The organism is Adlercreutzia aquisgranensis (genome assembly GCF_943193145.1).
Lineage (GTDB): Bacteria > Actinomycetota > Coriobacteriia > Coriobacteriales > Eggerthellaceae > Xiamenia > Xiamenia aquisgranensis.
Genome location: NZ_CALPDA010000006.1, coordinates 31,286 through 55,664 on the forward strand (window position 1 = coordinate 31,286; position 24,379 = coordinate 55,664).

Sequence of the window (24,379 nt, forward strand, 5' to 3'; positions counted from 1 at the left end):
GAGAGAAGGGGAAGGCTGTTATGGGCAAGAATGTGACATCGGCGGAGAATGTCGTTGCGCATAGGGTTCTCATGGTCGTAGCTGCCGTGGCTGCCGCGGTGGCAGTTGCGGCTTCGTTTTCATGGGCATTGCCGTGTGCGGGAGTGCTTGAGCTGGCCAACGGGAATGCGGTTCCCATGCGCTGTGCCTGGACCCAGAGGGCCGTCGTGTTGCTGGGGGCGGTGCTGGTGTGCGCGGCGATAGGCGCCGCCGTCACCGGAAAGGGTGGCTCGTGGGCGGTGGGCTTGCTGGCTGTGGCTATGATTGCCGTTACCTTCGATACGGTTGCGGGTATTGGGGTGTGCAAGAGCGAGATGGCCTGTTGGACCATGGCGGCTTGGGTGCGCGGTTGCGCTGCTGTGGCCCTGGTTGCCGCGGCAGCCTCGGCGGTGGCGCCCCTAACCCGGAAGCAGGTGCGCTAGCGAGGGGCGTCGGCCGGTTCTGCTTTCTTATCGATGTCGTTAAGCAGAGTCGCTCAAGCGGTCATCTGCCATGATAAAAGCCCAGTGTTCTCTTTTGCAGATAACAACTTGGCGCAACATTGAATGACCGAATGGCTTGTGGCTCGGCTCGGCTCGTGGTTTCATAGCTCCCGTTCGAAAAATCAGCCTCGTCGTCATGCGAGCGCGTCACCACCACGGAACCCAAGGAGCATCATGGCCAAGAAGAACGTACCCTACGACCAGCCCTACTACGACCCGGAAATCGAGTGCATGCCGCGGCCCCAGCTGGAGCAGCTGCAGCTTGAGCGCCTGAAGGACGAGCTGCGCTTCGCCTATGAGAACTGCCCTTACTACAAGCGCGTCTGGGATGAGGCGGGCATCTCGCCTGAAATCGAGTCCCTGACCGATTTGCAGAAATTCCCCTTCATCAACAAAGCCACGGAGCGCGAGACCCAGGGCGTGGGCAGCTTCTTCGGCGAGCTGGCCGGCGTGCCCGAGGACGATATCGTCTACATGGCCACCTCGTCGGGCTCCACCGGCGTGCCCACCATGAGCCCGTTCACCCAGGGAGATTTCGACGAGTTCATGCATGCCGAGGCCCGCCTGTTCTGGCAGGCGGGCATGCGGCCCCACGACCGCTACCTCCACGGCATGAACTTCGCGCTGTACGTGGGCGGCCCCTGCGTCATCGGCGCTCAGGAGCTGGGGGCGCTGGGCATCTGGGTGGGCGCCGTGCCCTCCGACCGGCTGTTGTGGGCCATGAAGCAGTACAAGCCCACGTTCATGTGGTCAAGCCCCTCTTACGCCTGGACGCTGGGGCAGAAGGCCATCGAGAAGGGCTACGACCCGAAGGTGGACTTCGCAAGTCTGAAGAAGATCATCATCTCCGGCGAGCCCGGCGGATCGATCGAGACCACACGCAAGGCCATCGAGGAGCTGTGGGACGTGTCGGTCTACGACTTCTTCGGGCTGTCGGACATCTACGGCGCCTGCGCGGGCATGTGCGAGCACAAGGACGGCCTGCACATGATCGAGGACCAGATTCTGGTGGAGACTGTGGACCCGGACACCGGTGAGGTGCTGGAGCCGGGCCAGGTGGGCGAGCTGGTCTACACCACGCTCACCAAGCGCGCCCGCCCCATGATTCGCTTCCGCACCGGCGACATCGGCACCTTCGACCCCACCCCCTGCGAATGCGGGCGCACCATGGGCCGCATCCATATCCTGGGCCGCAAGGACGAGATGTTCATCGTGAGCGCCGTGAACGTGTTCCCCAGCGACATCGAGTACATCGTGCGCAAGGACGAGGGGCTTTCCGGCGAGTATCGCATCCGCGTCTACGACGAGAACTTCACCACCCGCTACGAGGTGTCCGTGGAGCGCGTCTTCGGCAGCGAAGAGCCCTACGACCAGGTGGCCCGGCGCGTGGAGGAGGCGCTGAAGACCCATACCGGCGTGCGCCCGGCGAAGGTGCTGGTGTATGATGCCGACGGGCTGGGGGTTGCAAGCGAGCACAAGGCCTCCCGCTTCATCGACGAGCGTAAGAAGTAGAAAAGCGCCCGAGCCCCTGCAAGCATTCATTCCGAAAGGACCCGATCATGAGCGTGCAATTCTCCGTTTCCCAGCAGCACTACCTCTTCGGCGTGCAGACCTTCGCCCATACGGTGCTGGCCTTGGGCGGCGACGACTACTCCTACGCCCTGCGCGACCGCACGACCGAAGGCGTGCTTGACGACGTGGCGGCCGGCCTGTCCGAGCTGGGCGTCATCGTGCAGACCTCCGAAACCGCCGACACGCTGAACGAGGCCATCGCCGAGCGCGGCCTTGCGTTCGTGGAGCTGGCCCAAAGCGCCCCACAGGTGGCCCTGCCCGCAAGCCATCCGCTCTCCGACGCAGCCTCTCTCACGTTGGAGGAGCTTTCCGACTGGCCCTACGTGAAGTTCGCCCAGGAGCCCGACGCGCCGGCTGCCTTCGCCGAGGAGGCGCTGGCCGGCGTGGAGCGCGCCAAGGTAATTGCCTGCACCGACCGCGCCTCGCTTTCCGAGCTCATCGCCGCCTTGAACGGCTACACGGTCACAAGCGGCATTCTGGTTGGCATCGCCGACGGCTCGAACCTGACCTGTGTGCCCCTGGTCACCGACGTGGTGCTGCACCTGGGCTACGTGGCGAAGGCCGGCGCCGAGCTTTCCCCGGCGGCCGAGCGCTTCGTGGCCGGCCTGCGAAAGGCCCTCGACCGCTACAAGGTGCAGCCCTAGGGCGCCACGGAAAGGTTTCAGCTCTTTGGGGCTGCTATGAAAACCGCAGGAGCGCGCCGGAGGAGCCCTATAATCACAGGCTATGCAAAACGGGCGACATAGCGCACCATTCGACGATTCCGGTTCGGGTCGGGCACCCTCTGCGCGGGGGGTTCGGCCCGAACCGTCGTCTTCCCAGGCGACGAACCGCTTGCCCGCACCTGGTGCCCGCACCAGGCCGCTGGGAGCGAAGGCGCGCAACGTCCGCGACACCGAGCCGCTGCCGGCCGCGTTGCCGGCCGCAGGGGAGGGCGCGCCCGACAACGACGCAGGTCCTGCCGCCCCCGGCCGCACCGCGCGCCAGACGCGAACGCGCGGCGGCGGCCCCAAGAAGCCCAACTTCATCACGCGTTTGGTGAACCACTGGTGCAATCGGCTGCTGGGGGCCGTGAGCCATCGCACGCTTTCCGAGCAAGAGGCCGAGTACGCAAGCGGCCGCACCACCCGCGACTTCGTGTGGAACAGCATTGGCGTGGGGCTGTGGGGCATGGTGTTTCCCATACTCACCATCGTGGTCACCCAGCTGGTGGGCGTGGAGCAGGCCGGCATGTTCTCGCTGGCTTTCGTCACCGCGCTCATGCTCATGTTCGTGGGTAACTACGGCGTGCGCACCTACCAGGCCTCCGACTTGGACGAGGAGCACTCCTTCGCCGATTACCAGGTCCATCGCGTGGTCACCGTGGCGGTCATGCTGGTGGCGGGCATCGCCTACTGCTACCTGCGCGGCTACGGCACCGAGATGTTCACCATCAGCATGGGGGTGTACGCCTACAAGGCCGCAGACGCCCTGGCCGATGTCTACGAGGGGCGCCTGCAGCAGGTGGACAAGCTCTATCTGGCCGGCATCTCCCAGGCCCTGCGCAGCGCCCTTTCGCTGGCGGTCTTTACCGTGGTGCTCTTCCTGTTCCGCAACCTGGGGGTTGCCAGCATCGCCATGGCCGTGGCCGCCTTCGCCACCTTCGTGGTGGTCACCTTCCCGCTTGCCCTGTTCGAGACGCCGAAGTCGCGTCGCGTGAGCCTGGCCAGCGTGGGCGGCCTCATGAAGCAGTGCCTGCCGCTGTTTCTGGCCCTGTTCATGTACAACCTTATCGACAACATGCCGAAGTTCGTCATGGAAGGCGTGCTCACCTACGACAGCCAGCTGTACTTTAACGCACTGTACTTCCCGGCCCATTCCATTCTGCTGGTGGCGGGTTTCGTGTACAAGCCGCTGCTCGTGCGCATGACCGCCGCCTGGTCCGACAAGTCGAAGCGGGGGCGGTTCGACATCATCATCGTGGCCATGTTCGCCATGGTGGTGGTGCTGACGCTGGCCATGGTGGGGCTCATGAACTGGGTGGGCATCCCGGCTCTGAGCTTCCTTTACGGCCTTGACTTCGAGCCGTACCGGGGCCTGAGCTTCATCATGCTGGCAGCCGGCGGCGTGACGGCGGCCATCGACTTCCTCTACCAGGTCATCACCATCATGCGCCGGCAGAAGGCGGTCATCCGTATCTACGTGATCACCTTCGGCTTCAGCTTGTTCGTGCCCATGCTGCTCATCAACTTCACCGGCCTTCCCGGTGCGGTCATCGGCTACCTCATCGTCATGTGCATCCTGCTGGTGCTGCTGCTTTCGGAATATGCCGCCATGCGCATGGGCATCTGGCGCGAGGACAAGCAGGCGGCCGAGGACGAGCAGGCCGCCGCCAAGGCCGCCCACGGCAAGCTGCGCCCCAGCGAGGCCCGGGCCCAGCGCCAGCGCCGCGAGGCCGTGCGCGAGAAGTACGGCCGCAAGTCCTAGGGCGCGGCGGACCCGTGCCGGCGGCGGCGCCGCAAGCCTCCGCCCCGAAACGGCACCGCGGGAGGGTTTCGCGGCCGGAACCGGTGGTTAGCGGAGCGTGCCTGCAATCCCCCCGACGGGTTATTTTCGCTCGCTTGTCGATTCGTTTCGGCCTGTTTTTCTCACCCTTGCGTGGGGATGGGCGGTGCTGGCTCTGAAGGCCGCCAAAAAGCTCCTCGTGGGTAAAACCGTAACTTCATCTGCGAAAACGATCGAAATCACACGAAGCAGATGAGCGCCGGTCCGCAATTTCCCCCCATTTGGGTGATAGGTTTTCGCCTTGTTGACGGCTAGTATTCGTGTGGTAAAGTTCCCGTGCTCATCCGTGCCGCGCAGTTTTCGCGGCGGGCGGGCATGACGGAATCGAGACGAGGAAAGCATCGAAAGGAGGTAAGAGGGAATGAGCGAGGAGAAGATCAAAGCGGAAACCGCTGCCGAGGTACCCGCCACCTCTACCGAGGAGGCAGCGCCCAAGAAGAAGGGCAAGAAGAAGTGGCCCATCGTCGTTGGCGTTGTGGTGGTTGTACTCATTGCAGCCGGCGCCGGTTTCTGGGTTTGGCATGAGCAGCCGTCGTTCTGCAACGCCATTTGCCACACTCCCATGGATGCGTACAACCGCACCTATGACCAGGAGATGGGCGTCGAGGGCGTCGACAAGTTCGGCAACACCGTGGCTGACACCAGCGGCATGTTGGCCGTGACGCACCGCGTCACCAACGGCGACACCTGCATGAGCTGCCACGTTCCGCAGCTGTCCGAGCAGATCACCGAGGGTATGAACTGGCTCTCCGGCAACTACGAGGTTGTGGAGACCCAGACCGGCGAGCTGATCCCCACGGAGCGCACGCTCAGCGAGCTGGTTGAGGCCCGCGGCATCGCTTCCGAGGAGTTCTGCCTGAACGAGGCCTGCCATGCCAACGAGGATGGCTCCGCCATGACCCGCGACGACCTGATCGCCGCGACGTCTGACATGAAGCGCAACCCCCACGTGCAGCAGCACGGCGAGGTGTCCTGCGACCAGTGCCACAAGGCTCACCGCGCGTCCACGAACTACTGCGCGCAGTGCCACAGCGACGCTGACCTTCCCGAAGGCTGGATCACCCCTGCCGAGGAGAAGAAGCTGAACAAGGGCAACTAGTTCCCAGGGAACAAGGCTTCAGGACCGGGCGCGTTTCGCCGGGTCTGCCAAGGAAGGCTCGCTCGGTGCATCCGGGCGGGCCTTCCGCTTTCTGAGGGTGCGTGCCGCCTTATCGGGGAAGCGCGCTGCCTTTAGGCGATGCCGCTTCGCCGAAAGTGCGTCGCTACCGGGTGACTATCCATTGTCTTTTCGCAATAGTGCCTGTTCGCGAGTGAGGATAATGTGGAGTGTGAAACGACACATCAAGCCTACATGGGCGGCGGTCATAATGGCACGCGGTCAAGTGTGCCCGCAGACGCTGGGGTTGATTCGCCGGCGGGATGAACGAGGCAAGACAGACGAACAGGCGCGGCGCGAACGGGTGCCGCCGAACATAAGGGGAGAGCATGAACACGAAAACTAAGCGTCGCATGGTCGCCGTCACCGGCGTCATAGTCATCGTGCTGGTGCTGGTGCTTGCCATCGTGGGCGGGTCGAGCTCGGCGAAGTCGGTCACCATAGCCGAGGCCGCCACGGGTGCTTACGGCGATCAGAAAATCCAGGTGAGCGGCAACGTGGTGGAGAACTCCTACGAGACCCGCGACGGCGTGCTCACCTTCTCCATCTACGACCCTGACGGCGACGCTACGGTGCAGCTGCCTGTGAGCTTCGCCGGCGGCGTGTCGGCTACGTTTGGCAACGACGTCACCGCCATCTGCACGGGCAAAATCGCAGAGGACGGCGTGCTGCACGCCTCTGAGCTGGTGACCAAGTGCCCCTCCAAGTACGAGAACTCCTCCGAGGCGCTCACCGTGGGCCAGCTGCTAGGCTACGGCGACGAGGTTGTGGGCAAGCCGGTGAAGGTGACCGGCAGTGTGAAGGCCGAGACGCTCACAGCCGCCAGCTCCGGCAAGGATCGTTTCGTGCTGGTGGACGACGAGACCGGCGTCAAGTTGCCCGTGCGCTTCGACGGTGCGCTGTCCGAGGAGATCGGCGACGAATCGGTGCTGGTGGTGACCGGCTCCATCGACGGTGATGGCAACTTCGAGGCCACGGACGTGGCCATAGCCCAGTAGCTCGCCGAAGCAGACCGGCAGCCGAGGGGGCTGCCGACCAGGCTCGCCCAACAGGCTTGCGAGCCCCGTACCGCAGAGAAAGGTTTTTGCCGCTATGTCGATGATCGGACTTATGGGGTTGCTGGTGGCCTTCGCGGGCACGGCCATTTCCGTCCTGTGCCTGGTTCTGGGCTACTACCTGCAAAGCCATCGGCAGCGCAGCGCGGGCGAGACCATGGTGTGGGGCGGCCATGTGGCGGCGCTGCTCACCGCGGCGGCGCTGACGCTGTGCTGCGGCGTACTGGTGTTCTGCTTCATGACCGGCGACGTGTCCATCGAATACGTCCTGCACGAGCGCTCCGACTCCTCGGACGGCCTGGGCTGGCTGTACAAGCTCTCGGGTCTGTGGGCCGGTCGCGAAGGCTCGCTTCTGTTCTGGGCGTGGCTCATCTCGGCGTTCAACGCCGTGGTGGCCGTCCGCAACATGGGCAACCCCCGCAAGCTCGACTCCATGGCGCTGCTCGTGAGCCAGCTGGTGCTTGCGGCCTTCGTGGGCGTGCTGCTGTTCTCTGAGAGCAATATGCCTTTCACGGCCACCCCGGCCCGCTACTTCGATTCGGCGGGTAATCTGCTGCCCTCTGCCTCGATGCTCGGCATGAACGCGCTTCTGGAGCACTGGGCCATGGCCATCCATCCGCCCACTCTGTTCGTGGGCTATGCGGGCCTGACCATTCCCTTCGCCTTCGCCATCGCGGCGCTCATCACCAATGACTCCTCGAAGGAATGGGTGGTGCGTTCCCAGCGCTATGCCTTGTTCTCGTGGCTGTTCCTGGGCATTGGCATCGGCCTTGGCGCTGTATGGGCCTACGTGGTGCTGGGCTGGGGCGGCTACTGGGGCTGGGACCCGGTGGAGAACGCCAGTCTGCTTTCATGGATCGTGGGCGTGGCCCTCATCCACAGCCTTACGGTGTACCGCCAGCGCGGCGCGTTCAAGCGCTGGAGCGTCATGTGCGCCTGCCTTACCTTCGCCTTCGTCATCCTGGGTACGTTCATCTCCCGTTCGGGCCTGGTGCAGTCGGTGCACGCCTTCGAGGGCGACCCGGTCTCGCTGTTCCTGTTCGGCGCGCTTATCGTGCTGTCCGTGGTGGCCGGCATCGTGGGCCTTATTGTCCGCAATAAATCGTTCGCGCCTAGGCCGGGCGACGCCGACGAGGTGGAGTCCATGGTCTCCCGCGACGCTGCCTACTACTTCAACAACGTGATCATGGTGGTGTTCGCCTTCCTGCTGGCCTACCTCACCATCGCAAGCGCGTTGCCCTCATGGCTTCCCTTCGGCGGCCAGAGCGTGTCCACCGGCACCTACAACGCCATCGCCCGTCCGTTGGGCATCGTGTACCTGGCCATTCTGGCCGTGTGCCCGCTGCTTTCCTGGGGCCGCACTCAGGGCAAGGCGTTCGTGAAGCGTGCGAAGGTGCCCGCCCTGTTCGCCCTGGTGCTGCTCGCGGCGCTCATGGTGTACTTCGTGATGTACCTGGTGCCCACCTACGACGCCAACGTGGCCTACTACAGCGCCGCTGCCGCATCGGGTGACCAGAGCGCGGCCGAGATGCTCTCCACGCTGACGCCTGGCTGGTACTACTTCGGGCTTACCGTGGTCGGGTTCCTGGTGGCCAGCCTGCTGTTCTTCAACTCGCTGTTCATGATCGGCCGCGCGGTGCGTTCTTACCGCGAGGGCCACGGCTGTGGCATGGGGGCCGCCGTGGGCGCCATGTTCACGAAGCGCGCGGCGTCGCTGGGCGGCTACCTGTCGCACTTCGCCATGGCCATCATCCTCGTCGGCCTTATCGGGTCGTCTATGTACGTGACCGAGCGCGTGGACTACCTGCCCTTCGACGAGGAAGCGGACACGGTAGAGAAGGATTTCCAAATTCAGGATTACCGCCTGGTCTACACCGGCAACGAGGTTGTGGAGGCCGAAAACGGCGATGACATCCTGTACACGGTGTTCTTCGATGCTTACAAGGGCGACGAGTTCTTGGGCTCGGTCGATCCCACGGTGCAGTTTGTGATGTCCACCCAGCAGCAGAAGCTGGTGGCCAGCGTCATCAGCTTCCCGCAGGAGGACTTGTTCGTGGTGTACCGCGGCATCAGCACCGACGGCTCCATTGCCATGGACGTGCGGGTCAACCCGCTCATCAGCCTGGTGTGGCTGGGCTTCTTCCTGCTGATGGCCGGCGTGTGCGTTTCCACGTTTGGCGGTCGCATGGCCTCCCGCAAGCTCTCCGAGCCCGAAGGCGGCCCAGGTAGCGCGAAGGGGGAGGCGGACGCCAAGGATACCAAGGGCGGTGCTGCAGGAAAGAAGGCGGCGGGCGATCTGGCCGAACCTGAGGCGATCGAAGCTGCTGACGACGCTGCGAAGATAGCCGAGCCTGCGGAGGCCTAGGGCGTTATGGTCTCGCTGAAGAAGCCCCCGGCCGAACGCGGTGCCCAGGACTGGGGCGCTGCGGCGCCTGCAGCGCGCCCTAAAGCCGCGTCCCGCACCGCCGGTTCGGCTGCCAGCGAGTTCGCTCGCACCATCGAGCCGGCCCACGAGGCTTCCGGCGACGTGCCCGCCATTGCCGTCAGTCACTTGTCCAAGGTGTTCGGCACGCGCAAGGCCGTGGACGACGTAAGCTTCTCGCTGCCCCAGGGGTCGTTTTTGTCCATCTTCGGCCCCAACGGCGCCGGCAAGACCACCATGCTGCGCATGCTCGCCACCTTGTCGAGGCCCACGAGCGGCACCGCCTCGCTCATGGGCATCAGCTTGAAGGACGAGCCGGACCGGGCCCGCGACCACATAGGTCTCATCTCCCACAATTCCATGCTCTACCCTGACCTCACGGCCCAGGAGAACCTCATGCTGTTCGCGAAGCTCTACGGGGTGGCTGACCCTCAGGCGCGCGTGGCCGAGCTTCTGGAGGCTGTGGAGCTGAAGCATCGCCGGCTGGACGTGGTGCGCACCTTTTAGCGCGGCATGACCCAGCGCCTGTCCATCGCCCGCGCCCTCATCCACGACCCGGACGTGGTGTTCCTGGACGAGCCCTACTCGGGCCTCGACCCTCACGCCATGGACATCTTCGACGAGCTCATCGAAAGCCAGCGGGAGGGGCGCACCTTCATTATGGTCAGCCACGACCTGCGCAAGGGCTTCGACATGTGCACCCATGCCTTGGTGCTGGCCCGCGGGCGCATCGTGGCCTTCGACGAGAAGGGCAACTTCGACTTCGACGACTTCGCCCGGCTCTACCGCGAAACCGTGGGGATGGGGGTGGCGTAGATGGCCGTGACGCTTCGAAAGCCCAGCACCTTCCAGCAGTACAAGACGCTTTTGCGCAAAGACCTTGAGCGGGAGTTCCGCACCCGCGAGATGCTCACCTCCATGGGCATCTACGCCGTGCTGGTGCTGGTGGTGTTCGGCGCCGCGCTGGGGCAGACCACGCCGGCGCTCGACCTTCTGCAGGTGGCGGGCGGCCTTCTGTGGGCGCTCATCGTGTTCACCAGCCTTTTGGGCCTGAATCGCAGTTTCGCCCATGAGAAGGAGCAGGGCTGCCTGGAGGGTATTCTGCTGGTGCCCTTGGACCGCAGCGTCATCTTCCTGGCGAAGGCCACCTCCAACGTGTTTTTCCTGCTGGCCGTGGAAGTGGTGGCGGTGCCGCTGTTCTACTTCTTCTTCCTGACCGGGGTGTCGCTCGCGTCCGACTTCTGGCTGGTCTTGGTGCCGCTTTTGGTGGGCACTATAGGTATGGCTGGCATCGGCACGCTGCTGTCCACCATTACCATCAACACGCGGGGCAAGGACGTCATGCTGGCGGTTCTTTTTGTGCCGCTGGTGTTTCCGCTGCTGTATGCTTGCGCCTCTTCCACTACGGCGCTTCTGGTGGGCGCTGAGGGCTATATGGACGTATTCGTGCAGTCCATCGCCCTGGCCGGCGGCTACGACGTGATCATGCTGCTGGTGTCGTGGGTGCTCTACGATTTTGTGATTTCCGCATAGGCGCCAAAGGGCGCGAAGGCAACATAGGTTGAGATTGGAGTGATGTGCATGGCGAAGGAGGCAAAGCTGCCCGAAGCGGGGCAGTGGCCCGACAGAATAGCACCGTGGGCCTTGCTGGCCGGGGCGATTCTGAGCACCATCGGCTTTCTGATGGCGTTTCTGTACGCCGGGCCCGTGAACGGCGCCGCGGTGAACGGGGTGGAGATGATCGGTGGCACCATGGTGTCGTCGAAGCTGCTGCTGTCGCAGAAGATCTTCTACTTCCATATGCCCGTGGCCATCGTGTCGTTTATTGCGCTGGCCTTCGCCGGCTACTACAGCATCCGCTTCCTCATGACCCGCCAGGCGCGTTTCGACACCTGCGCGAAGGTGGGCATGGAGATTGCGTTGGTGTTCGTCATCTGCACCATGGTGACCGGGGACCTGTGGACGCGCTTCGAGTGGGGCGTGTGGTGGACCTGGGATCCGCGCCTGACCACCTACCTTATCCTGATGCTTGTCATCATCGCCTACTTCGTGCTGCGAAACGCTATCGACGAGCCGGAGCGCCGTGCCGCCTATGCGGCTGTCATCAGCATCATCGCGCTCATCGACGTGCCCATCTGCTACATGGTGACGCGCCTCATCCCCTCCAGCATCCATCCGGTGGTGCTGCGCGAGGGCGGTATGACGGCGGACATGGGCATGACCGTGGGCGTGTGCATGATCGGCCTTCTGCTGGTGGGCTTCGGCCTGTACCGCATGCGTTTCCGCCAGGTGCGCCTGGCCCAGCGCATGCAGGCAATGAAGGACCAGATAGAGGATTAGGGCGTCGTCCCGCGCGGGCGCCCCTGCGCAGGCGGACCCCCGATACGGCGCCGGCTTGCGTTCGTCGGCGCGGCGGATTCCATCGTTGACAGTGCTCGGCCCGAAAGCGGGCATGTAGAAAGGAAGGCACCATGAACCCCGTACTCGAAGAGATCTACTCCACCATCCTGCCCTCGGCCCCGTTCATCATCGGCGCCTACGCGCTGCTGTGGCTGGTGGTGCTGGTGTACGTGTTCATCATCATGCGTGGTCTGAAGAAGACCGAAGCCCAGATGGGCGTGCTGGAAGAGCAGCTGGCCGAGCTTCAGGAGAAGTACAACGGCTAGGCTGCGGCGCCCGGTTTCCGCCCGCGCTTGGGAAATGCATGCAAACGCCTCGGCGCTGGCAGGCGCGCGGCGGCGCAGTGCTAGAATTGCCCCATCGATATTCCCCGGTATGCTGTAGGAGGCATTCATGAGCGTCATCATCGATGTGTACGGCCGCGAGGTGCTCGATTCGCGCGGCAATCCCACCGTGGAGGTGGAGGTCACCCTCGAGGACGGCTCTTTCGGCCGGGCGGCGGTGCCCAGCGGTGCATCCACTGGCGCATTCGAGGCGGTGGAGCTGCGCGACGGCGATGCGGGCCGCTACCTGGGCAAGGGCGTTCTGGCTGCCGTGGAGCACGTGAACAGCGAGATCGCCGAGGCTCTGGTGGGCCTGGAAGCCGTGGATCAGCGTGCCATCGATTACATCATGCTTGACGTGGACGGCACCGACAACAAGGGCAACCTGGGCGCCAACGCGGTGCTGGGCGCTTCCCTTGCTGTGGCGAAGGCCCAGGCGGAATCGGCCGCGCTGCCGCTGTACAAGTACGTGGGCGGCGTGAACGCCCACACCCTTCCCACGCCCATGATGAACATCCTCAACGGCGGCGTGCATGCCGACAACAACGTGGACTTCCAGGAGTTCATGATCATGCCCGTGGGTGCCGAGACGTTCCACGAGGCGCTTCGCTGGTGCGCCGAGATCTACCATACCTTGAAGAAGGTGCTCCACGACGCAGGCCTGGGCGGCGGCGTGGGCGACGAGGGTGGCTTCGCCCCCAACTTCACCACTAACGAGGAGCCGCTGCAGTACATCGTGCAGGCTTGCGAGGCTGCCGGCTACAAGCCCGGTTCCGACATCATGTTCGCCATGGACCCGGCGTCCACCGAGTTCTACGACGCCGAGAAGCAGCGCTACGTGCTGGCCGGCGAGGGCCGCGAGCTCACGAGCGCCGAGATGGTGGACTACTGGGAGGCGCTGGTGGACAAGTACCCCATCATCTCCATCGAGGACGGCATGGCCGAGGAGGACTGGGACGGCTGGGCCGAGCTCACGCGCCGCATCGGTGATCGTGTGCAGCTGGTGGGCGACGACTTGTTCGTGACCAACAGCGAGCGTCTGGCCAAGGGCATTGAGCTGGGTTGTGCCAACGCCATTCTCATCAAGGTGAACCAGATCGGCAGCCTGACCGAGACCCTGGAGGCCATCGAGCTGGCCAAGACCCACGGCTATGCCTGCGTCATGAGCCATCGCTCCGGCGAGACCGAGGACACCACCATCGCCGATTTGGCTGTGGCCTGCAACACCGGCCAGATCAAGACCGGCGCGCCCGCCCGCTCCGACCGCGTTGCCAAGTACAACCAGCTGCTGCGCATCGAGGAGGAGCTGGACATGCAGGCAGCCTACGCCGGCATGAACGCGTTCTACAACATCAAGCGCTAGCGGGAGCGCCAGCCAAGCCCGGCCTTCGCCGGGTGAAATGCGGAAGCCCCGAGGTCCCCGTTCGTTCGCGGTCCTCGGGGCTTTCTTGCAGCCGGGTCCCCGGCAGCCGGTAGGAGAATCCCGCATAATCGGCAGGTTCATGCAAAAAAGTGCACCAACCTGCCGATTATGCGGGATTTCCGGAGGGACCAATGCGGCAGGGCGGTCGTGACGCATCTTGCGGGATGCATCGGGGGGGCTGCGGCTGTCGGCTGAACAGTGCATATCGGGCAGGTTCGTACGGTTTTTCGTCTCAACCTGCCCGGTATGCACTGTTCCCAAGAGAAGGAGGGGTGTGCTCCTGCCCAAAGAGAGCGACGTATCTTTTTGTTGTTGTCCATAGCCGCGTTCGGGGTGGCAATCTATACTTCTCCCTATCAAATGGTGCGGGCTAGCTGGGCCGAGAGGCTGCAATGTGCAGCACGAGGGCGTCCGGAGAATCCGCTTGAACAGTGAGGAGATTGCCGTGGCAGAACTTTCCGCAGGCATGACGCGCGACCAGGCGTTCGCGCTGCTTTCCGAGCATAACACCGACCCGTTCCATATCGAGCACGGCGAAACCGTGGAGCAGACCATGCGCTACTTCGCCCGCGAGTTCGACCCGGAAAACGAGGAGTTCTGGGGCATCGTGGGTTTGCTGCACGACCTGGACTGGGAAGAGCACGACGACGAGCCGGAGAAGCACACGCTCTACGCCGCGCCGCTGATCGAGGACGCCGGCGGCACGCCCGAGCTGGTGCGCGCCATCCAGTCGCACACCTCCGACTTCAATCCTGACCTGCCCAAGCCCGAGCTGCAGATGGAGAAGATCCTGTTCGCCACCGAGGAGCTGACCGGGCTTATCGGGGCTGCGGTGGTCATGCGGCCCAGCAAGTCGGTCATGGACTTCGAGGTGAAGTCGCTCAAGAAGAAGTTCAAGGACAAGCGCTTCGCTGCCGGCGTGAGCCGCGATGTCATCCGCAGCGGCGCGGACATGCTGGGCTGGGAGCTGGACGAGCTGTTCGCCCGCACCATCGAGGCCATGCAGTCCTTCGCCCCCGACCGCGACACCTTCGTGCCGGCGGAAGGGTAGGGAAGGGGCATACCCTCAATCGTACCGATGAAGCGTCCCTTGGCGGCCCAGCCGGCTGCCAAGGGACACGTGCTACCAGGCGTAAGCGTACGCTTCGATGCTCGCGTAGTCCGGCACCTTTTCGTCCAAGGCTTCGAAGGCTACGGCATTCCCGGGTTTCGGGCGGTCTTCGAAAGCGTCTACGGCGCCGACCAGGGACCCTGCCGCATCTCTCAGCACCACCACAACATGGATGCCGTAAACGCCGCCAGCGGCCTCGCCGTCCTTTTCGCACACCACTTCGCCGGTGAAGGCCGTCCCTCCAGTTGAGGTGGTCGATGCCGAAACGCCTGTCACGCGGAAAACGGAGCTTTCGGATTGGGCGGGACGGATCTGGTGCTCCTCGGGGGCGACCGGCAGAAACTCGACAGTCCGGGGGGCAACCGCGCCTGTTCCCGCGATCGAGGTGAAATACATCGTCTCGCCCGGGTTGAGCACCGGGAGAACCGCTTGATCCGACGAGACCACGTTCCCTTCCGCGTCGCGTCCCACAATGCTCACCGCGGGGTAGTCGACCGACAAGGTCTCGTTCTCGTTTCGCAAGGCGAACACGTACTGGAAATAATCGCCTGACGGATACCAAGCGTTTTCGACGACGACGAGGTCCTCGCTGGGAAACGTCGCCTTGTTCCCAGACGGGCTTGCCGAGGGCTGCTCGTCCGATGGCGGTTCGGCATGGGTCGCGCCGGTCTGCTCATTCGGGGATTGGACGTCGGGGTTGAAGGGTGAGCGTTCTTCCGCCGGGTCTGCGACATCCGTATTGTGAAACATCGTTCCTGCCCCTATTGCCTCCAGCAACGGTGCACGAAAAAGCAGCCCGACGGCAATCAGAAGAACCGCGGCTCCTGCGATGGCGCAGACGACGGCAACGCGCCGTTCCCGCCGTCTGCCGGGAACGGCGTCCGACGTATCGGCCGTATGGGATACGGGGCGATCTTCGGCGCTTTCAGTCCGAACGGCTTGCGATGCAGCGGTGCTCCTGTGGGAAAAATCCCTGGTCCGAAGGCTTTCCGGCGGCAGGACTTTCCGCGCTTCGCTGCTCAGGGCGCAGGCGAATTCCTCCATCGTCTGGTATCGGGCGCTCGGTTCGAAGGCGCTTCCTCGATCGATGATCGCACGCAGGGACGCGGGGACGACCGTTTCGTTCGACAACGCCGCCTGATAGGCATCGCCGGGTTCTAACCCCGTGAGCATGAAGCCGAGGAAGCGGGCTGTCGAGTAAACGTCCGTGCGCTCGTCGCACGGCGCGAATCCGTATTGCTCGGGGGCTGCGAACCCATGGGTGCCAAGGTTAGGCCTTTCCGAGGACGGCTCGGTTCCTACGAGGCGCGCAATGCCCAAATCGATGAGGTGGGCGCCATCGGCCGCCAGCAACACGTTTCGCGGCGATATGTCGCAGTGCGCGATGCCGTGGCGGTGCAAATCCTCGATTGCTTCGCACACCTCAAGCGCAATTCCCGTGGCCCGCGAAATCGATAGGCGCCCTTCCGAATCGACGACCTCGCTTACCGTATCGCCCGGAACGAAATCGCATACGACAGCGAACTCATCGGGAGTCTCGTAGGACGCGACTACGTGGGGCAATCGCGGATTGGTGCATTCGGCCAAGACCGCCCAGACCCGGCGGTCCACCAAGGACAAGGGAATCTTCTTGCGCAGATAGGGCCCGAGTCCGTCGATGGAGACGACCTCCGTTGTGCCGCCGGGGCCCGAGGCGAGCACCCGTTGCACCTCGTAGGCGTCGTCGATGCTCATGGCGTGGAGGGTGCGCCCCTCCCGAGGCCCCATCGACATGCCCGCACTTCCTCTCTTGCTTTCGGTTGGCCGCGCTTCGCGTTATCGCAGCGGAGAGGTGCCTAAAAGGGTCTTCTCGCCGAAGCGCCACAGCTCGTCGTCGCAGCCTTCGCGCGACAACCCGTGATCGATGCACCAGATAATGATAGCATCGCGCCGAACCTTAGGGTATAGCTCGGCTACGCCGGCCAGCCTGAGAAGCCGCTGGGTTTCGCGCAGCGAGCAGCCCAGGCCGAACGCCATCATGAGCGCGTTGTTCCGTCCGAGCCTGCTTTTGCCTGCGAAGGCGTCGTAGACGACCGTGGGGTTCAACCCCGACGCGCGATACACGTCGGCTCGCTTCAGGCCTTTGCTTGCTAGCAGCTCGTGCAGATAACCCGCGAGGGATCGCTCGCACGTGAGCCCCTCTTCGAGATAGTCCTGGGGGCTCGGCGACGCGAGCAACCGCGCCAGCAGGTCTTCGGTCAGACGCTCTTCGGCCATCGTGCCTCCTTGGGGGTCTGGGCTTGCAGCGTCTCTTGCCGCTTGAACCCGGCGGTGGATATGCTCGGGAGGATGATAGCGCAAACGCGCAAGCGGGCGTAGCACGCGATCGCGCCGCAGCAGCGCGGCTGTCTCGGGGAAGGGGCCGACGGCTGTCGCCATCGCAGCGGAGACGACAGCCGTCGGAGGTTCTCGCGACTAGAAGGCGAAGGCGACGTCGACCGGGTCGGAAATTGTGTTCCCGTTGGCATCCTTCGTCGAAATCGTCATACCGATTTCTTTGACGTTGGACAGGTCAACGCCTTCTTTGCCCTCCGTGGAGTCGGCGTCTTCTGCGGCTTTCGACGAATCGAACAACAAGTCTCCGTACTCCACAACGGAGCTCAATCGCAAGCTCATAACACCACGCTTCCCTGCGGCGACTGTGCCGCCCGACCAACTCTCTCCTTCGTAGGCTGCGAGTCCGTTGATGGTGATGTTTCCTACCTGCACGCGCAGGGTCTCTTCGGTGTTGTTTCGCAGCTCCGCCATGACGGCTATGTCTCCGTCCTTGTTGATGAACAGGAAAGCCGCTGGGATTTCGATGTCTGTTTCGGCAAGGTCGGGCGCGGTCGTGGATGCGGCTTTGAACTCGTATTCGAGCTTTTCCGCGAGCGCGGGACTGTCGATGGATCCCGCAAACGTGCTCGAGTCGACTCCCTCGCTCCCGTAGAGCGATGTCTTGACTTCCACCATGTCCTTGAAGAGCTCGTCGTACTCTTCGTCAACCACCCGAAGCCCTAGACCGAGCACGCTTATTTTCTGGATGCCGTAAAGCTGAAGCTCCTGCAGGGAGAAGTCAACCTCGTCCTCCGCCGTTTCGCCGGCGGGGATTTCACAGGAGAAATATCCCTCGCTTAGCATGCAATCGTTCACGTAGTTTGCATCATAGCCCCCCGTGCACGCCGTGACATCGATGGTTCCTTCCGTGTTGTTCGTGAGGCTGAGCTTGAGGTAGGCTACGTCGTTTCGGTACTCCAAGCTTTCGGCGACGACGGTGAGCACATCGTTGTCCAGCATGGTCGTCTGCTCGATGGTGCCGCTCACGTCGAAGCGCGCGGCTTTGGAGGCCGATTCGGCCACGGCCGTGACGCCTTCGTGCAGCGCTTCCCCGACGCTGCATCCCCCAAGGCTCGCGGTGCCCAGCGCTGCAGCGACGCACAGCGCCAGAACGCACGAGCGATTTCTCTTCATCATGGGTATCCCTTTCTTCCCGAGAAGCGAGCTCTGCTTCTCAATGAGCGTTTCGGCGTCATTATGGAAAAAATCGCGGGAGATATCCTCAGTTGGCAACTGAATATGGAGAGCGGGAAGCTTCGGCGGGTCCGTCCGACGGGGCGGGAAGGGGGCGCGGGTTCGGGGGGGCGAGGGGTCGAGGGCTCGCGCTTCCTACAGTTCGGTCTTTGCCACCACCAGGAACAGGGCCAGGGCCAGTGCACCTACTCCGGCCATGAGCAAGTACATGTTGCTGTAGCCGATGGCCGGCTCGATGAGGCCCAGAAACAGCGGGCCGATGCCCACTCCCACGTCCAGCAGGATGTAGAAGGTGGCGTTGGCTACGGACAGGCGGTCGTCGGGGGTCTCGCGCACGGCCATGGCCAGGCCGCAGGACTGGATGGTGCCCACGCCGAAGCCTAGGATCATGGCCCCGCCCAGCAGTGCCCAGTCATTAGCCATGAACGCCACCACCACCATGCCCGCGCAGTAGGCGATGAAGGCCGGGACCATGACCGGGTGCGGTCCGTAGCGGTCGAAGGCCACGCCGGTGAAGGGCCGCGTGATGAACATGCTCAGGGCGTAGGCAACGAAGAACACGCTGGCTGCCCGGGAAAGCCCCAGTTCGAACGCGTAGGGCGTAAGGAAGGTGAGCAGCGCCGAGTAGCCGAAGAAGATTAGCCCCGCCACCAGCGAGATGGGCAGCACTGGCGCCTCGATGAACCGCTCCGCCCAGCTGCCCTGTACTTTGTTCGTCACACGGCGCTCCAAGCGGGTGGAGGGTACGCGTAGGCTGGCGGCAGCTTGCTCCTCGCGGCTGCGTTCGGCCGGCGCGTCGCTTTCCTCGGCGGCGACGTCGGCCAGGGCGGCCTCTTCGGCCCGCTGCTCGAAGGATTCGGAGAGGCATGCGGCGTCCGTGGCGCACGCGGCGTGTGCGGCAACAGGGGCGCCCGCATCGCGCGCGGCCTGCGCACGGTCGGCAGCCGGGCGACGCAGGGCCAGCACGCAGGGCACCGAGATGGCGGCGGTGATCATGGCCACGGTGAACAGCACCTCGTAGCCGAAGTTGTTCGATAGGTAGATGCCCGCGAACGGCCCCATGGCTGCTCCCAGCGTGACGGAGAGCATGTAGTAGCCGATGCCCTCGCCCTTGCGCTCGGGAGGCACCATGGCGGTGACGATGGTGGCCGTGGCGGTGGAGCAGGTGCCGTAGGAGAAGCCGTGGAGGAAGCGCACGGTCAGCAGCAGGGGCAGGCTTGCGCCCAGGAAGTACATTGCCGTCAGTGCGATCTCGGTTGCGGCGCCGATGGCAAGCGTGCGCTTCTGCCCGAAGCGCGCCATGAGCGTGGCCGTGGTGAAGCGCGCCACCAGGGTGCCTATGATGAAGATGCTGGCGCAGAAGGCGGCCACCGAGGCTGGCGCATGGTAGACGTTCAGCGCGTAGGAGGTCATGACCACCATGAGCATGAAGTAGTTCGCGCACAGCACGAAGTTCACGATGGTGCCCATGACGAAGTCCCGGGTCCACAGCTTCGCGCCGCGCCTCTTGGGGGTTTCGGGCTTCGGTTCGGGGTCGGGCTCGGGGGCGGGCGCGAGTTCCGGTTCGGGGCTGTCCTGCGATTGTTGGAGGGGGTCGCTCATCGCTGGCTCGCGCCATCCTTGGCTATGAGCACGGTGATGGGGGATTCCTTGGTCACCGCGTAGCTCACGCTGCCCAAAAAGCCTTTCACGCCGCCTTGGCCGCGACTGCCCATAATGATGAGGTCGCAGCCTTCCTTCTTCGCGCAGCTCACGATGAGGTCAGCCGGCGACGTGCCTTTGAGCAGGCAGATCTTCGAGGGGTTGGGGATAGAGTTCGCCGCGTCCTCCAGTTCCTGGCGAAGGGGTGCGGCGTCCTCGATGACCACGGAGTCGAACCCGGCGGCCCCGGCGCCCGACGAGTACAGGCGCAGTACGTTCACGAACACGAATTCGGTATGGGGGTTCTGCAGCGCTATCTCGCGCGCGGTCTTGATCGCCTGCTTCGAGGGGGCCGATCCGTCGTAGGCTACCAGAATCTTGCTGCACCACATAGGCTTGTCCTTTCGGCTGGCGGCGGGGCACCTTCTCCTCGACCGGTTCGCGGGTCGATGTCTCGCTCCCGCTCGCGCCGTCGATTTCCGCCTGTTCGCTGATTGTAGTACGGGCGCGACATCGATTGGTGGCGTTTTCGTTTCAGGTGGCTGGCCATCGCTTCCTGCTGCCGAGTTTGCGGCCGGATTGAACGGTTTTGGTACCCGCAGCAAGCTCCGGGAGGCGGTTTGCGGCCGGATTGAACGGTTTTGGTACTGTTAGCCTAAGTAAACAGTACCAAAACCGTGCATTAGGGACCAAAACAGCCCTTTCGACCGAGGACGAAGTCCCAAAACCGTTCAATCCGGCCGCAAATCGTTTGGAGGGCGCGGCAGGACGCCGGCCGGGGTGTTGGGAGGGGCGTGAAAGCCGCTGCGCGCGATGCGTCGAGGGGTCGGGACTGCGGTCCGCGTCGTTCTACGAGTTCTCGCGTCGCCAGTAGCTGCGTCCCGCGGCCTTCGCGTCGCCGGCAGTTGTGTCCTCGCTGGCCTTCGCGTCGCCAGTAGCTGCGTCCCGCGGCCTTCGCGTCGCCGGTAGTTGTGTCCTCGCTGGCCTTTGCGGCGCCATTGGTTCTGTTTCCGCGAAAGCTCTCTGTCGCCGTCGATTGCGTCCTTGCGAAAGTTCCGGGATGCCATCGATCGCCCTCCTACGGATTCTGTAGCGCAATTGGCTGCATTCTTGCGGAAGTTTCGCAGTGCAAGCAGCTGCGCTCCTGCGGAAGTTTCGCGGGAACGGCCGCCGAGCACGGGCGCGGGGGAGCGCGGTGGCGTATCATGGGGCCTATGGCAAGCGGACTCACATATTCGCGCAAGGTGTCGTCGGCCGAGGCTATGAAGCAGTTGGCGGCAACGTTGGCTCCCTACGTGCATCCGGGGGACGTCATCGTGCTCTCCGGCGATCTGGGGGCGGGGAAGACCCAGTTCACCCAAGGTCTCGCCGCTGCCCTGGGCGTCCGCGAGGCGGTATGCAGCCCCACGTTCAATATTTTGCTTACCTATCCCGAAGCTCGCGTGCCCCTCTACCATTTCGACCTGTACCGGCTGGATTCCGAAGCGCAGCTGGAGGACATTGCCTTCTACGAGACCGTCGACGGCGACGGCGTGTCGCTTGTCGAATGGGGGGATCGCTTCCCCGACGCCATGCCGTACAACTACCTGGATGTCTGCATTGTGGTGAACGAGGACGGCTCGCGCACCGTGCGGGTGAGGTCCGCCGGCGACCGCGCCCGTCAGCTTCTGTACGTTTGGGCGAACGATTCCAAGTCGCGGCTGGTCAAGTGCTAGTTTCGGCTTGCGCGCCCTTTTCGGAAACGGACCGAACATGACCGACAATGCTTCCTTGACGAACGATGCGCCCGTGCGCAGCGGCGAATCGGACGGCTGCACCGCGCAGGCTGGCGGCCCTTCGTACGTGCTGGCCTTCGACACGGCCAACGAGGTTATCGCCATCGGGCTGGGGCGGTTGGTTCCGGAAGCTCTCGAGGTCGCGGCGGTGGCCTCGTGGCAGATCGTGGCCCATCGGCAGTCGAACACGCAGCTGCTGCTGGCCGTTGACGAGCTGCTGGCGCAGCAGGGCGTGGCGCGCGAGCAGATTGCCTGCGTGTGCGTGGGGCGCGGTCCGGGGTCGTTCACGGGGGTGCGCATCGCCATGGCCACGGCCAAGGGCATCGCGAGCGCCCTGGAAGTAGGCCTGATGGGCGTGTCCACGCTGGAGGCGGTGGCATGGGGCGCGTGGGATGCCGGCGTGCGAGGAGCGCTTGCGGTGGTGGCCGACGCCATGCGCAAGGAGGTGTACCCGGTGCGCTTCCGCCTGGGCGACGGCGGCGTTGCGCGCTTGGAGGCCGACCGGGTGGTGAAGGCCGACCTGGCCGCCCAGGAGCTGCGGGGCGACGAAGGAACCGACGATCCGGGGCCCGCCCCGCTGCCCACAGTTGATTCGGCGTTTGTCCGGGAGGGCGTGGCCGGCGTTGCGGTCGGGGAAGAGACTTCTGCTGCGGGCGAAGGCCGGCTGCTTCTTGCCGGCGACGGCTTGGTGAAGTACCGCGAGCTGTTCGAGCCGTGCGGCGAGGTGCTCCCCGAGGCGCTCTGGACCCCCACGGGCGAAGGCCTGCTCATGGCGTTGCAGGCGGCATGGCGCTGCGGCGATGCAGATCCGCTTGATGCCGCGCGGCACAACCCGGCGTTCGCGCTGCCGGTGTACACGCGCCTGTCGGACGCCGAGGAGAACGAGCGCATCCGCCTGGCGAAGAACGATCCCAAGAACCTGACGAGCGGCGTGCAGCCCGTGGACGAGGCGGGTCTTCGTCGCGACCAACGCACCACCATGAACGATACCGCCATCCTGAACGCGCGCGCCGACGAGGCGGGCATCGTGTACAAGCCCCTGGACGCCGCCCACGCATGCGACGTGGCAGCGATGGAGGCGCAGGTGATGGGCTCGGACGCGTGGAGCGAGGCCCTTGTGGCCGACGAACTGCCCCGGGCCGACCGCAGCTGGTGGGCAGCCTATGCGGCCGAGGGGCCGGACGGTAGTGCTTCGGGCGGTAGGGCGCAAGCTTCCCAAGCTGTCGACGGGGTGCGCGAATCCGCTTCCCGTGCAGAAGGAGACGGGCTGCGCCTGGTGGGTTATGCGGGCGGCTTGGTGGTAGACGGCCAGGTGCAGATCCTGAAGGTGGGTGTGGACCCCGCGTGGCGCCGCCGCGGAATCGCGGGCGAGTTGCTGGGCCGCGTTGCCGAGGACGCGCGCGCCCTGGGCGCTTCGCGATGCAGTTTGGAGGTGCGCCGGAGCAACGAGGGCGCCCAGGCGCTTTACCGGGCGTTGGGGATGGAGAGCCTGGGGGTGCGCCCGCACTACTACTCCGATCGCGAGGATGCCGTCATCATGGAGGGCCCGCTGCCTGCCGCCTCGCGCGATGTGGCCGGCATGCGGCTGCAGGTGGATGCGGCGCGCAGCTCGTCGGCCGCGTTCGCGAGCGCCGACGCTCCCGATGCGACGGGCGGCCCCCTACCCGCCGAGCACCCGCTTATCCTGGCTATTGAGTCCTCCTGCGACGAAACGGCTGCATCCATCGTGGACGGTGCCGGCGCGCTTGTCTCCGACGTGGTGGCCAGCCAGATAGACTTCCATGCCCGCTTCGGCGGCGTGGTGCCCGAAATCGCCAGCCGCAAGCACATCGAGGCCATCTGCGGCGTATGCGACGAATGCCTGGACGTGGCGGCGCGCAACCTGGGCGCGAGCCGCCTGCGTTGGCGCGACCTTGACGCGGTGGCCGTCACCTACGCCCCCGGCCTGGTGGGGGCCCTTGTGGTGGGCGTGGCCTTCGCGAAGGGGGCGGCCTGGGCCCTGGATGTGCCGTTCATCGGGGTAAACCACCTGGAAGGGCACCTGTACGCGAACAAGATCGGCTTTTCCGACTTCCAACCGCCGGCGGTGGTGTCGCTGGTGTCCGGCGGCAACACCATGCTGGTGTCTATGGAAGACTGGGGGCGTTACCGGGTGCTGGGGGCCACCATCGACGACGCGGTGGGCGAGGCCTTCGACAAGGTGGCCAAGGCGCTGGGCCTGGGGTACCCGGGCGGACCGGTCATCTCGCGCATGGCAGCCCAGGGAAACCCCGACGCCATCGCCTTCCCGCGTGCGCTTATGCACTCCCACGACCTGCGGTTCTCCCTTTCGGGACTCAAAACCGCCGTGGTGACCTACATCAACAACGAGCGCGCGGCAGGCCGGCCCCTGAACGTGCCCGACATCTGCGCGAGCTTTCAACAGGCGGTGGTGGACGTGCAGGTGAAGAAGGCCGCCGACGCGCTGCGCCAGACCGGTGCCCGCACCTTCTGCTTGGGAGGCGGCGTGGCGGCGAACCCGGTGCTGCGTGCGGCCTACGAGGCGATGTGCGCGAAGATGGGCGTGCGCCTGGTCATGCCGCCGCTTTCCGCCTGCGGCGACAACGCGGGCATGATAGCGCTCGTAGCCCTGGACCGCTTCCGCGACGGGAAGTTCTTCGCCCTTGACGCAGACGCCTTCGCCCATGCGAACCTGGAGGAACCCTACTAGGGCATGGCTGCCGGCTGGGCTTTCGGACCGAGAGCACAGCAGAGGAAAGAGGCTTAACGGGAAAGATGGCTGGGGCACCAGGATTCGAACCTGGATAGCTGGCACCAAAAACCAGAGTCCTGCCGTTGGACGATGCCCCAGTTCAGAAGCGCATCCTATCGTTGCTGCTCCCTGGGC

At 64.6% G+C, this 24,379-nt stretch carries 19 protein-coding genes, 1 tRNA gene and 1 pseudogene; 15 read left to right on the forward strand and 6 right to left on the reverse strand.

The genetic code is table 11. The annotated features are described in order from the left end of the window. The first annotated feature begins 20 nt into the window (after window positions 1-20). The 13 genes and pseudogenes from NFR41_RS04635 to NFR41_RS04695 all read left to right on the forward strand — a co-directional run bounded on the left by NFR41_RS04635 (window position 21) and on the right by NFR41_RS04695 (window position 14,467). A complete protein-coding gene (locus NFR41_RS04635) occupies window positions 21-461 on the forward strand; it encodes a DUF4418 family protein (RefSeq protein WP_251230906.1) in 441 nt (146 codons plus the stop codon). Window positions 462-695: 234 nt separating this feature from the next. Next, complete coding sequence (locus tag NFR41_RS04640) at window positions 696-2,033, forward strand: phenylacetate--CoA ligase family protein (protein WP_251230907.1); 1,338 nt, start codon at window positions 696-698, stop codon at window positions 2,031-2,033. Window positions 2,034-2,080: 47 nt separating this feature from the next. Beyond that, window positions 2,081-2,737, forward strand: a complete 657-nt coding sequence (locus NFR41_RS04645; RefSeq protein WP_251230908.1) for a LysR substrate-binding domain-containing protein — start codon at window positions 2,081-2,083, stop codon at window positions 2,735-2,737. A 190-nt stretch (window positions 2,738-2,927) separates the two neighbouring features. After that, window positions 2,928-4,559, forward strand: a complete 1,632-nt coding sequence (locus tag NFR41_RS04650) for a lipopolysaccharide biosynthesis protein (protein WP_251230909.1) — start codon at window positions 2,928-2,930, stop codon at window positions 4,557-4,559. A 439-nt stretch (window positions 4,560-4,998) separates the two neighbouring features. Then, window positions 4,999-5,736, forward strand: a complete 738-nt coding sequence (gene cgr1, locus NFR41_RS04655) for a cytochrome c-type protein Cgr1 (protein ID WP_160214266.1) — start codon at window positions 4,999-5,001, stop codon at window positions 5,734-5,736. A gap of 386 nt (window positions 5,737-6,122) precedes the next feature. Next, on the forward strand, window positions 6,123-6,791 hold the full coding sequence (locus NFR41_RS04660) for a cytochrome c maturation protein CcmE domain-containing protein (protein ID WP_160214265.1): 669 nt from the start codon (window positions 6,123-6,125) through the stop codon (window positions 6,789-6,791). Between the two features lie 94 nt (window positions 6,792-6,885). Then, window positions 6,886-9,213: a heme lyase CcmF/NrfE family subunit gene (locus tag NFR41_RS04665; protein WP_251230910.1), complete on the forward strand. Its 2,328-nt coding sequence runs from the start codon at window positions 6,886-6,888 to the stop codon at window positions 9,211-9,213. Window positions 9,214-9,375: 162 nt separating this feature from the next. Continuing rightward, a pseudogene (locus tag NFR41_RS04670) lies at window positions 9,376-10,086 on the forward strand (ABC transporter ATP-binding protein). Continuing rightward, window positions 10,087-10,803 carry a heme exporter protein CcmB gene (locus tag NFR41_RS04675; protein WP_160214262.1) on the forward strand — a complete coding sequence of 239 codons (717 nt, stop codon included), beginning with the start codon at window positions 10,087-10,089 and terminating at the stop codon, window positions 10,801-10,803. It abuts the pseudogene before it with no gap. A 42-nt stretch (window positions 10,804-10,845) separates the two neighbouring features. Then, window positions 10,846-11,610, forward strand: a complete 765-nt coding sequence (locus NFR41_RS04680) for a cytochrome c biogenesis protein (protein WP_432762689.1) — start codon at window positions 10,846-10,848, stop codon at window positions 11,608-11,610. Between the two features lie 131 nt (window positions 11,611-11,741). Beyond that, window positions 11,742-11,936 carry a hypothetical protein gene (locus tag NFR41_RS04685; protein WP_160214260.1) on the forward strand — a complete coding sequence of 65 codons (195 nt, stop codon included), beginning with the start codon at window positions 11,742-11,744 and terminating at the stop codon, window positions 11,934-11,936. A gap of 127 nt (window positions 11,937-12,063) precedes the next feature. Continuing rightward, window positions 12,064-13,356, forward strand: a complete 1,293-nt coding sequence (eno, locus tag NFR41_RS04690) for a phosphopyruvate hydratase (RefSeq protein WP_251230911.1) — start codon at window positions 12,064-12,066, stop codon at window positions 13,354-13,356. Window positions 13,357-13,861: 505 nt separating this feature from the next. Next, the gene (locus tag NFR41_RS04695; protein ID WP_251230912.1) at window positions 13,862-14,467 is read left to right on the forward strand and encodes an HD family phosphohydrolase; all 606 of its coding nucleotides are present in this window, start codon (window positions 13,862-13,864) and stop codon (window positions 14,465-14,467) included. Between the two features lie 72 nt (window positions 14,468-14,539). On the opposite strand, the gene NFR41_RS04700 is transcribed toward NFR41_RS04695, so the two are convergent. From NFR41_RS04700 to NFR41_RS04720, 5 genes are all read right to left on the reverse strand, one after another. Beyond that, on the reverse strand, window positions 14,540-16,261 hold the full coding sequence (locus NFR41_RS04700; protein ID WP_251230913.1) for a serine/threonine protein kinase: 1,722 nt from the start codon (window positions 16,259-16,261) through the stop codon (window positions 14,540-14,542). Between the two features lie 81 nt (window positions 16,262-16,342). Beyond that, window positions 16,343-16,783: an XRE family transcriptional regulator gene (locus NFR41_RS04705; protein WP_160213506.1), complete on the reverse strand. Its 441-nt coding sequence runs from the start codon at window positions 16,781-16,783 to the stop codon at window positions 16,343-16,345. 198 nt (window positions 16,784-16,981) lie between these two features. Further along, window positions 16,982-18,019: a hypothetical protein gene (locus NFR41_RS04710; RefSeq protein WP_251230914.1), complete on the reverse strand. Its 1,038-nt coding sequence runs from the start codon at window positions 18,017-18,019 to the stop codon at window positions 16,982-16,984. Window positions 18,020-18,211: 192 nt separating this feature from the next. Then, window positions 18,212-19,678, reverse strand: a complete 1,467-nt coding sequence (locus NFR41_RS04715; RefSeq protein WP_251230915.1) for an MFS transporter — start codon at window positions 19,676-19,678, stop codon at window positions 18,212-18,214. Then, window positions 19,675-20,109, reverse strand: coding sequence for a universal stress protein (locus NFR41_RS04720; RefSeq protein ID WP_251230916.1), 435 nt, complete (start codon window positions 20,107-20,109; stop codon window positions 19,675-19,677). Before NFR41_RS04720 ends, NFR41_RS04715 begins: the two co-directional genes overlap by 4 nt. A gap of 822 nt (window positions 20,110-20,931) precedes the next feature. Here NFR41_RS04720 and tsaE point away from each other — a divergent pair. Beyond that, complete coding sequence (gene tsaE, locus NFR41_RS04725) at window positions 20,932-21,432, forward strand: tRNA (adenosine(37)-N6)-threonylcarbamoyltransferase complex ATPase subunit type 1 TsaE (protein WP_160213511.1); 501 nt, start codon at window positions 20,932-20,934, stop codon at window positions 21,430-21,432. A gap of 37 nt (window positions 21,433-21,469) precedes the next feature. Continuing rightward, the gene (tsaD, locus tag NFR41_RS04730) at window positions 21,470-24,202 is read left to right on the forward strand and encodes a tRNA (adenosine(37)-N6)-threonylcarbamoyltransferase complex transferase subunit TsaD (RefSeq protein WP_251230917.1); all 2,733 of its coding nucleotides are present in this window, start codon (window positions 21,470-21,472) and stop codon (window positions 24,200-24,202) included. A 66-nt stretch (window positions 24,203-24,268) separates the two neighbouring features. Here tsaD and NFR41_RS04735 read toward each other — a convergent pair. Continuing rightward, window positions 24,269-24,342 (reverse strand) — tRNA-Gln (locus NFR41_RS04735). Window positions 24,343-24,379 lie beyond the last annotated feature (37 nt).

Coding starts and splice junctions, on each gene's coding strand:
- NFR41_RS04635 (WP_251230906.1), top strand. CDS start 21: ATGGGCAAGAATGTGACATCGGCGGAGAATGTCGTTGCGCATAGGGTT.
- NFR41_RS04640 (WP_251230907.1), top strand. CDS start 696: ATGGCCAAGAAGAACGTACCCTACGACCAGCCCTACTACGACCCGGAA.
- NFR41_RS04645 (WP_251230908.1), top strand. CDS start 2,081: ATGAGCGTGCAATTCTCCGTTTCCCAGCAGCACTACCTCTTCGGCGTG.
- cgr1 (WP_160214266.1), top strand. CDS start 4,999: ATGAGCGAGGAGAAGATCAAAGCGGAAACCGCTGCCGAGGTACCCGCC.
- NFR41_RS04660 (WP_160214265.1), top strand. CDS start 6,123: ATGAACACGAAAACTAAGCGTCGCATGGTCGCCGTCACCGGCGTCATA.
- NFR41_RS04665 (WP_251230910.1), top strand. CDS start 6,886: ATGTCGATGATCGGACTTATGGGGTTGCTGGTGGCCTTCGCGGGCACG.
- NFR41_RS04675 (WP_160214262.1), top strand. CDS start 10,087: ATGGCCGTGACGCTTCGAAAGCCCAGCACCTTCCAGCAGTACAAGACG.
- NFR41_RS04680 (WP_432762689.1), top strand. CDS start 10,846: ATGTGCATGGCGAAGGAGGCAAAGCTGCCCGAAGCGGGGCAGTGGCCC.
- NFR41_RS04685 (WP_160214260.1), top strand. CDS start 11,742: ATGAACCCCGTACTCGAAGAGATCTACTCCACCATCCTGCCCTCGGCC.
- eno (WP_251230911.1), top strand. CDS start 12,064: ATGAGCGTCATCATCGATGTGTACGGCCGCGAGGTGCTCGATTCGCGC.
- NFR41_RS04700 (WP_251230913.1), bottom strand. CDS start 16,261: ATGAGCATCGACGACGCCTACGAGGTGCAACGGGTGCTCGCCTCGGGC.
- NFR41_RS04705 (WP_160213506.1), bottom strand. CDS start 16,783: ATGGCCGAAGAGCGTCTGACCGAAGACCTGCTGGCGCGGTTGCTCGCG.
- NFR41_RS04710 (WP_251230914.1), bottom strand. CDS start 18,019: ATGATGAAGAGAAATCGCTCGTGCGTTCTGGCGCTGTGCGTCGCTGCA.
- NFR41_RS04715 (WP_251230915.1), bottom strand. CDS start 19,678: ATGAGCGACCCCCTCCAACAATCGCAGGACAGCCCCGAACCGGAACTC.
- NFR41_RS04720 (WP_251230916.1), bottom strand. CDS start 20,109: ATGTGGTGCAGCAAGATTCTGGTAGCCTACGACGGATCGGCCCCCTCG.
- tsaE (WP_160213511.1), top strand. CDS start 20,932: ATGGCAAGCGGACTCACATATTCGCGCAAGGTGTCGTCGGCCGAGGCT.
- tsaD (WP_251230917.1), top strand. CDS start 21,470: ATGACCGACAATGCTTCCTTGACGAACGATGCGCCCGTGCGCAGCGGC.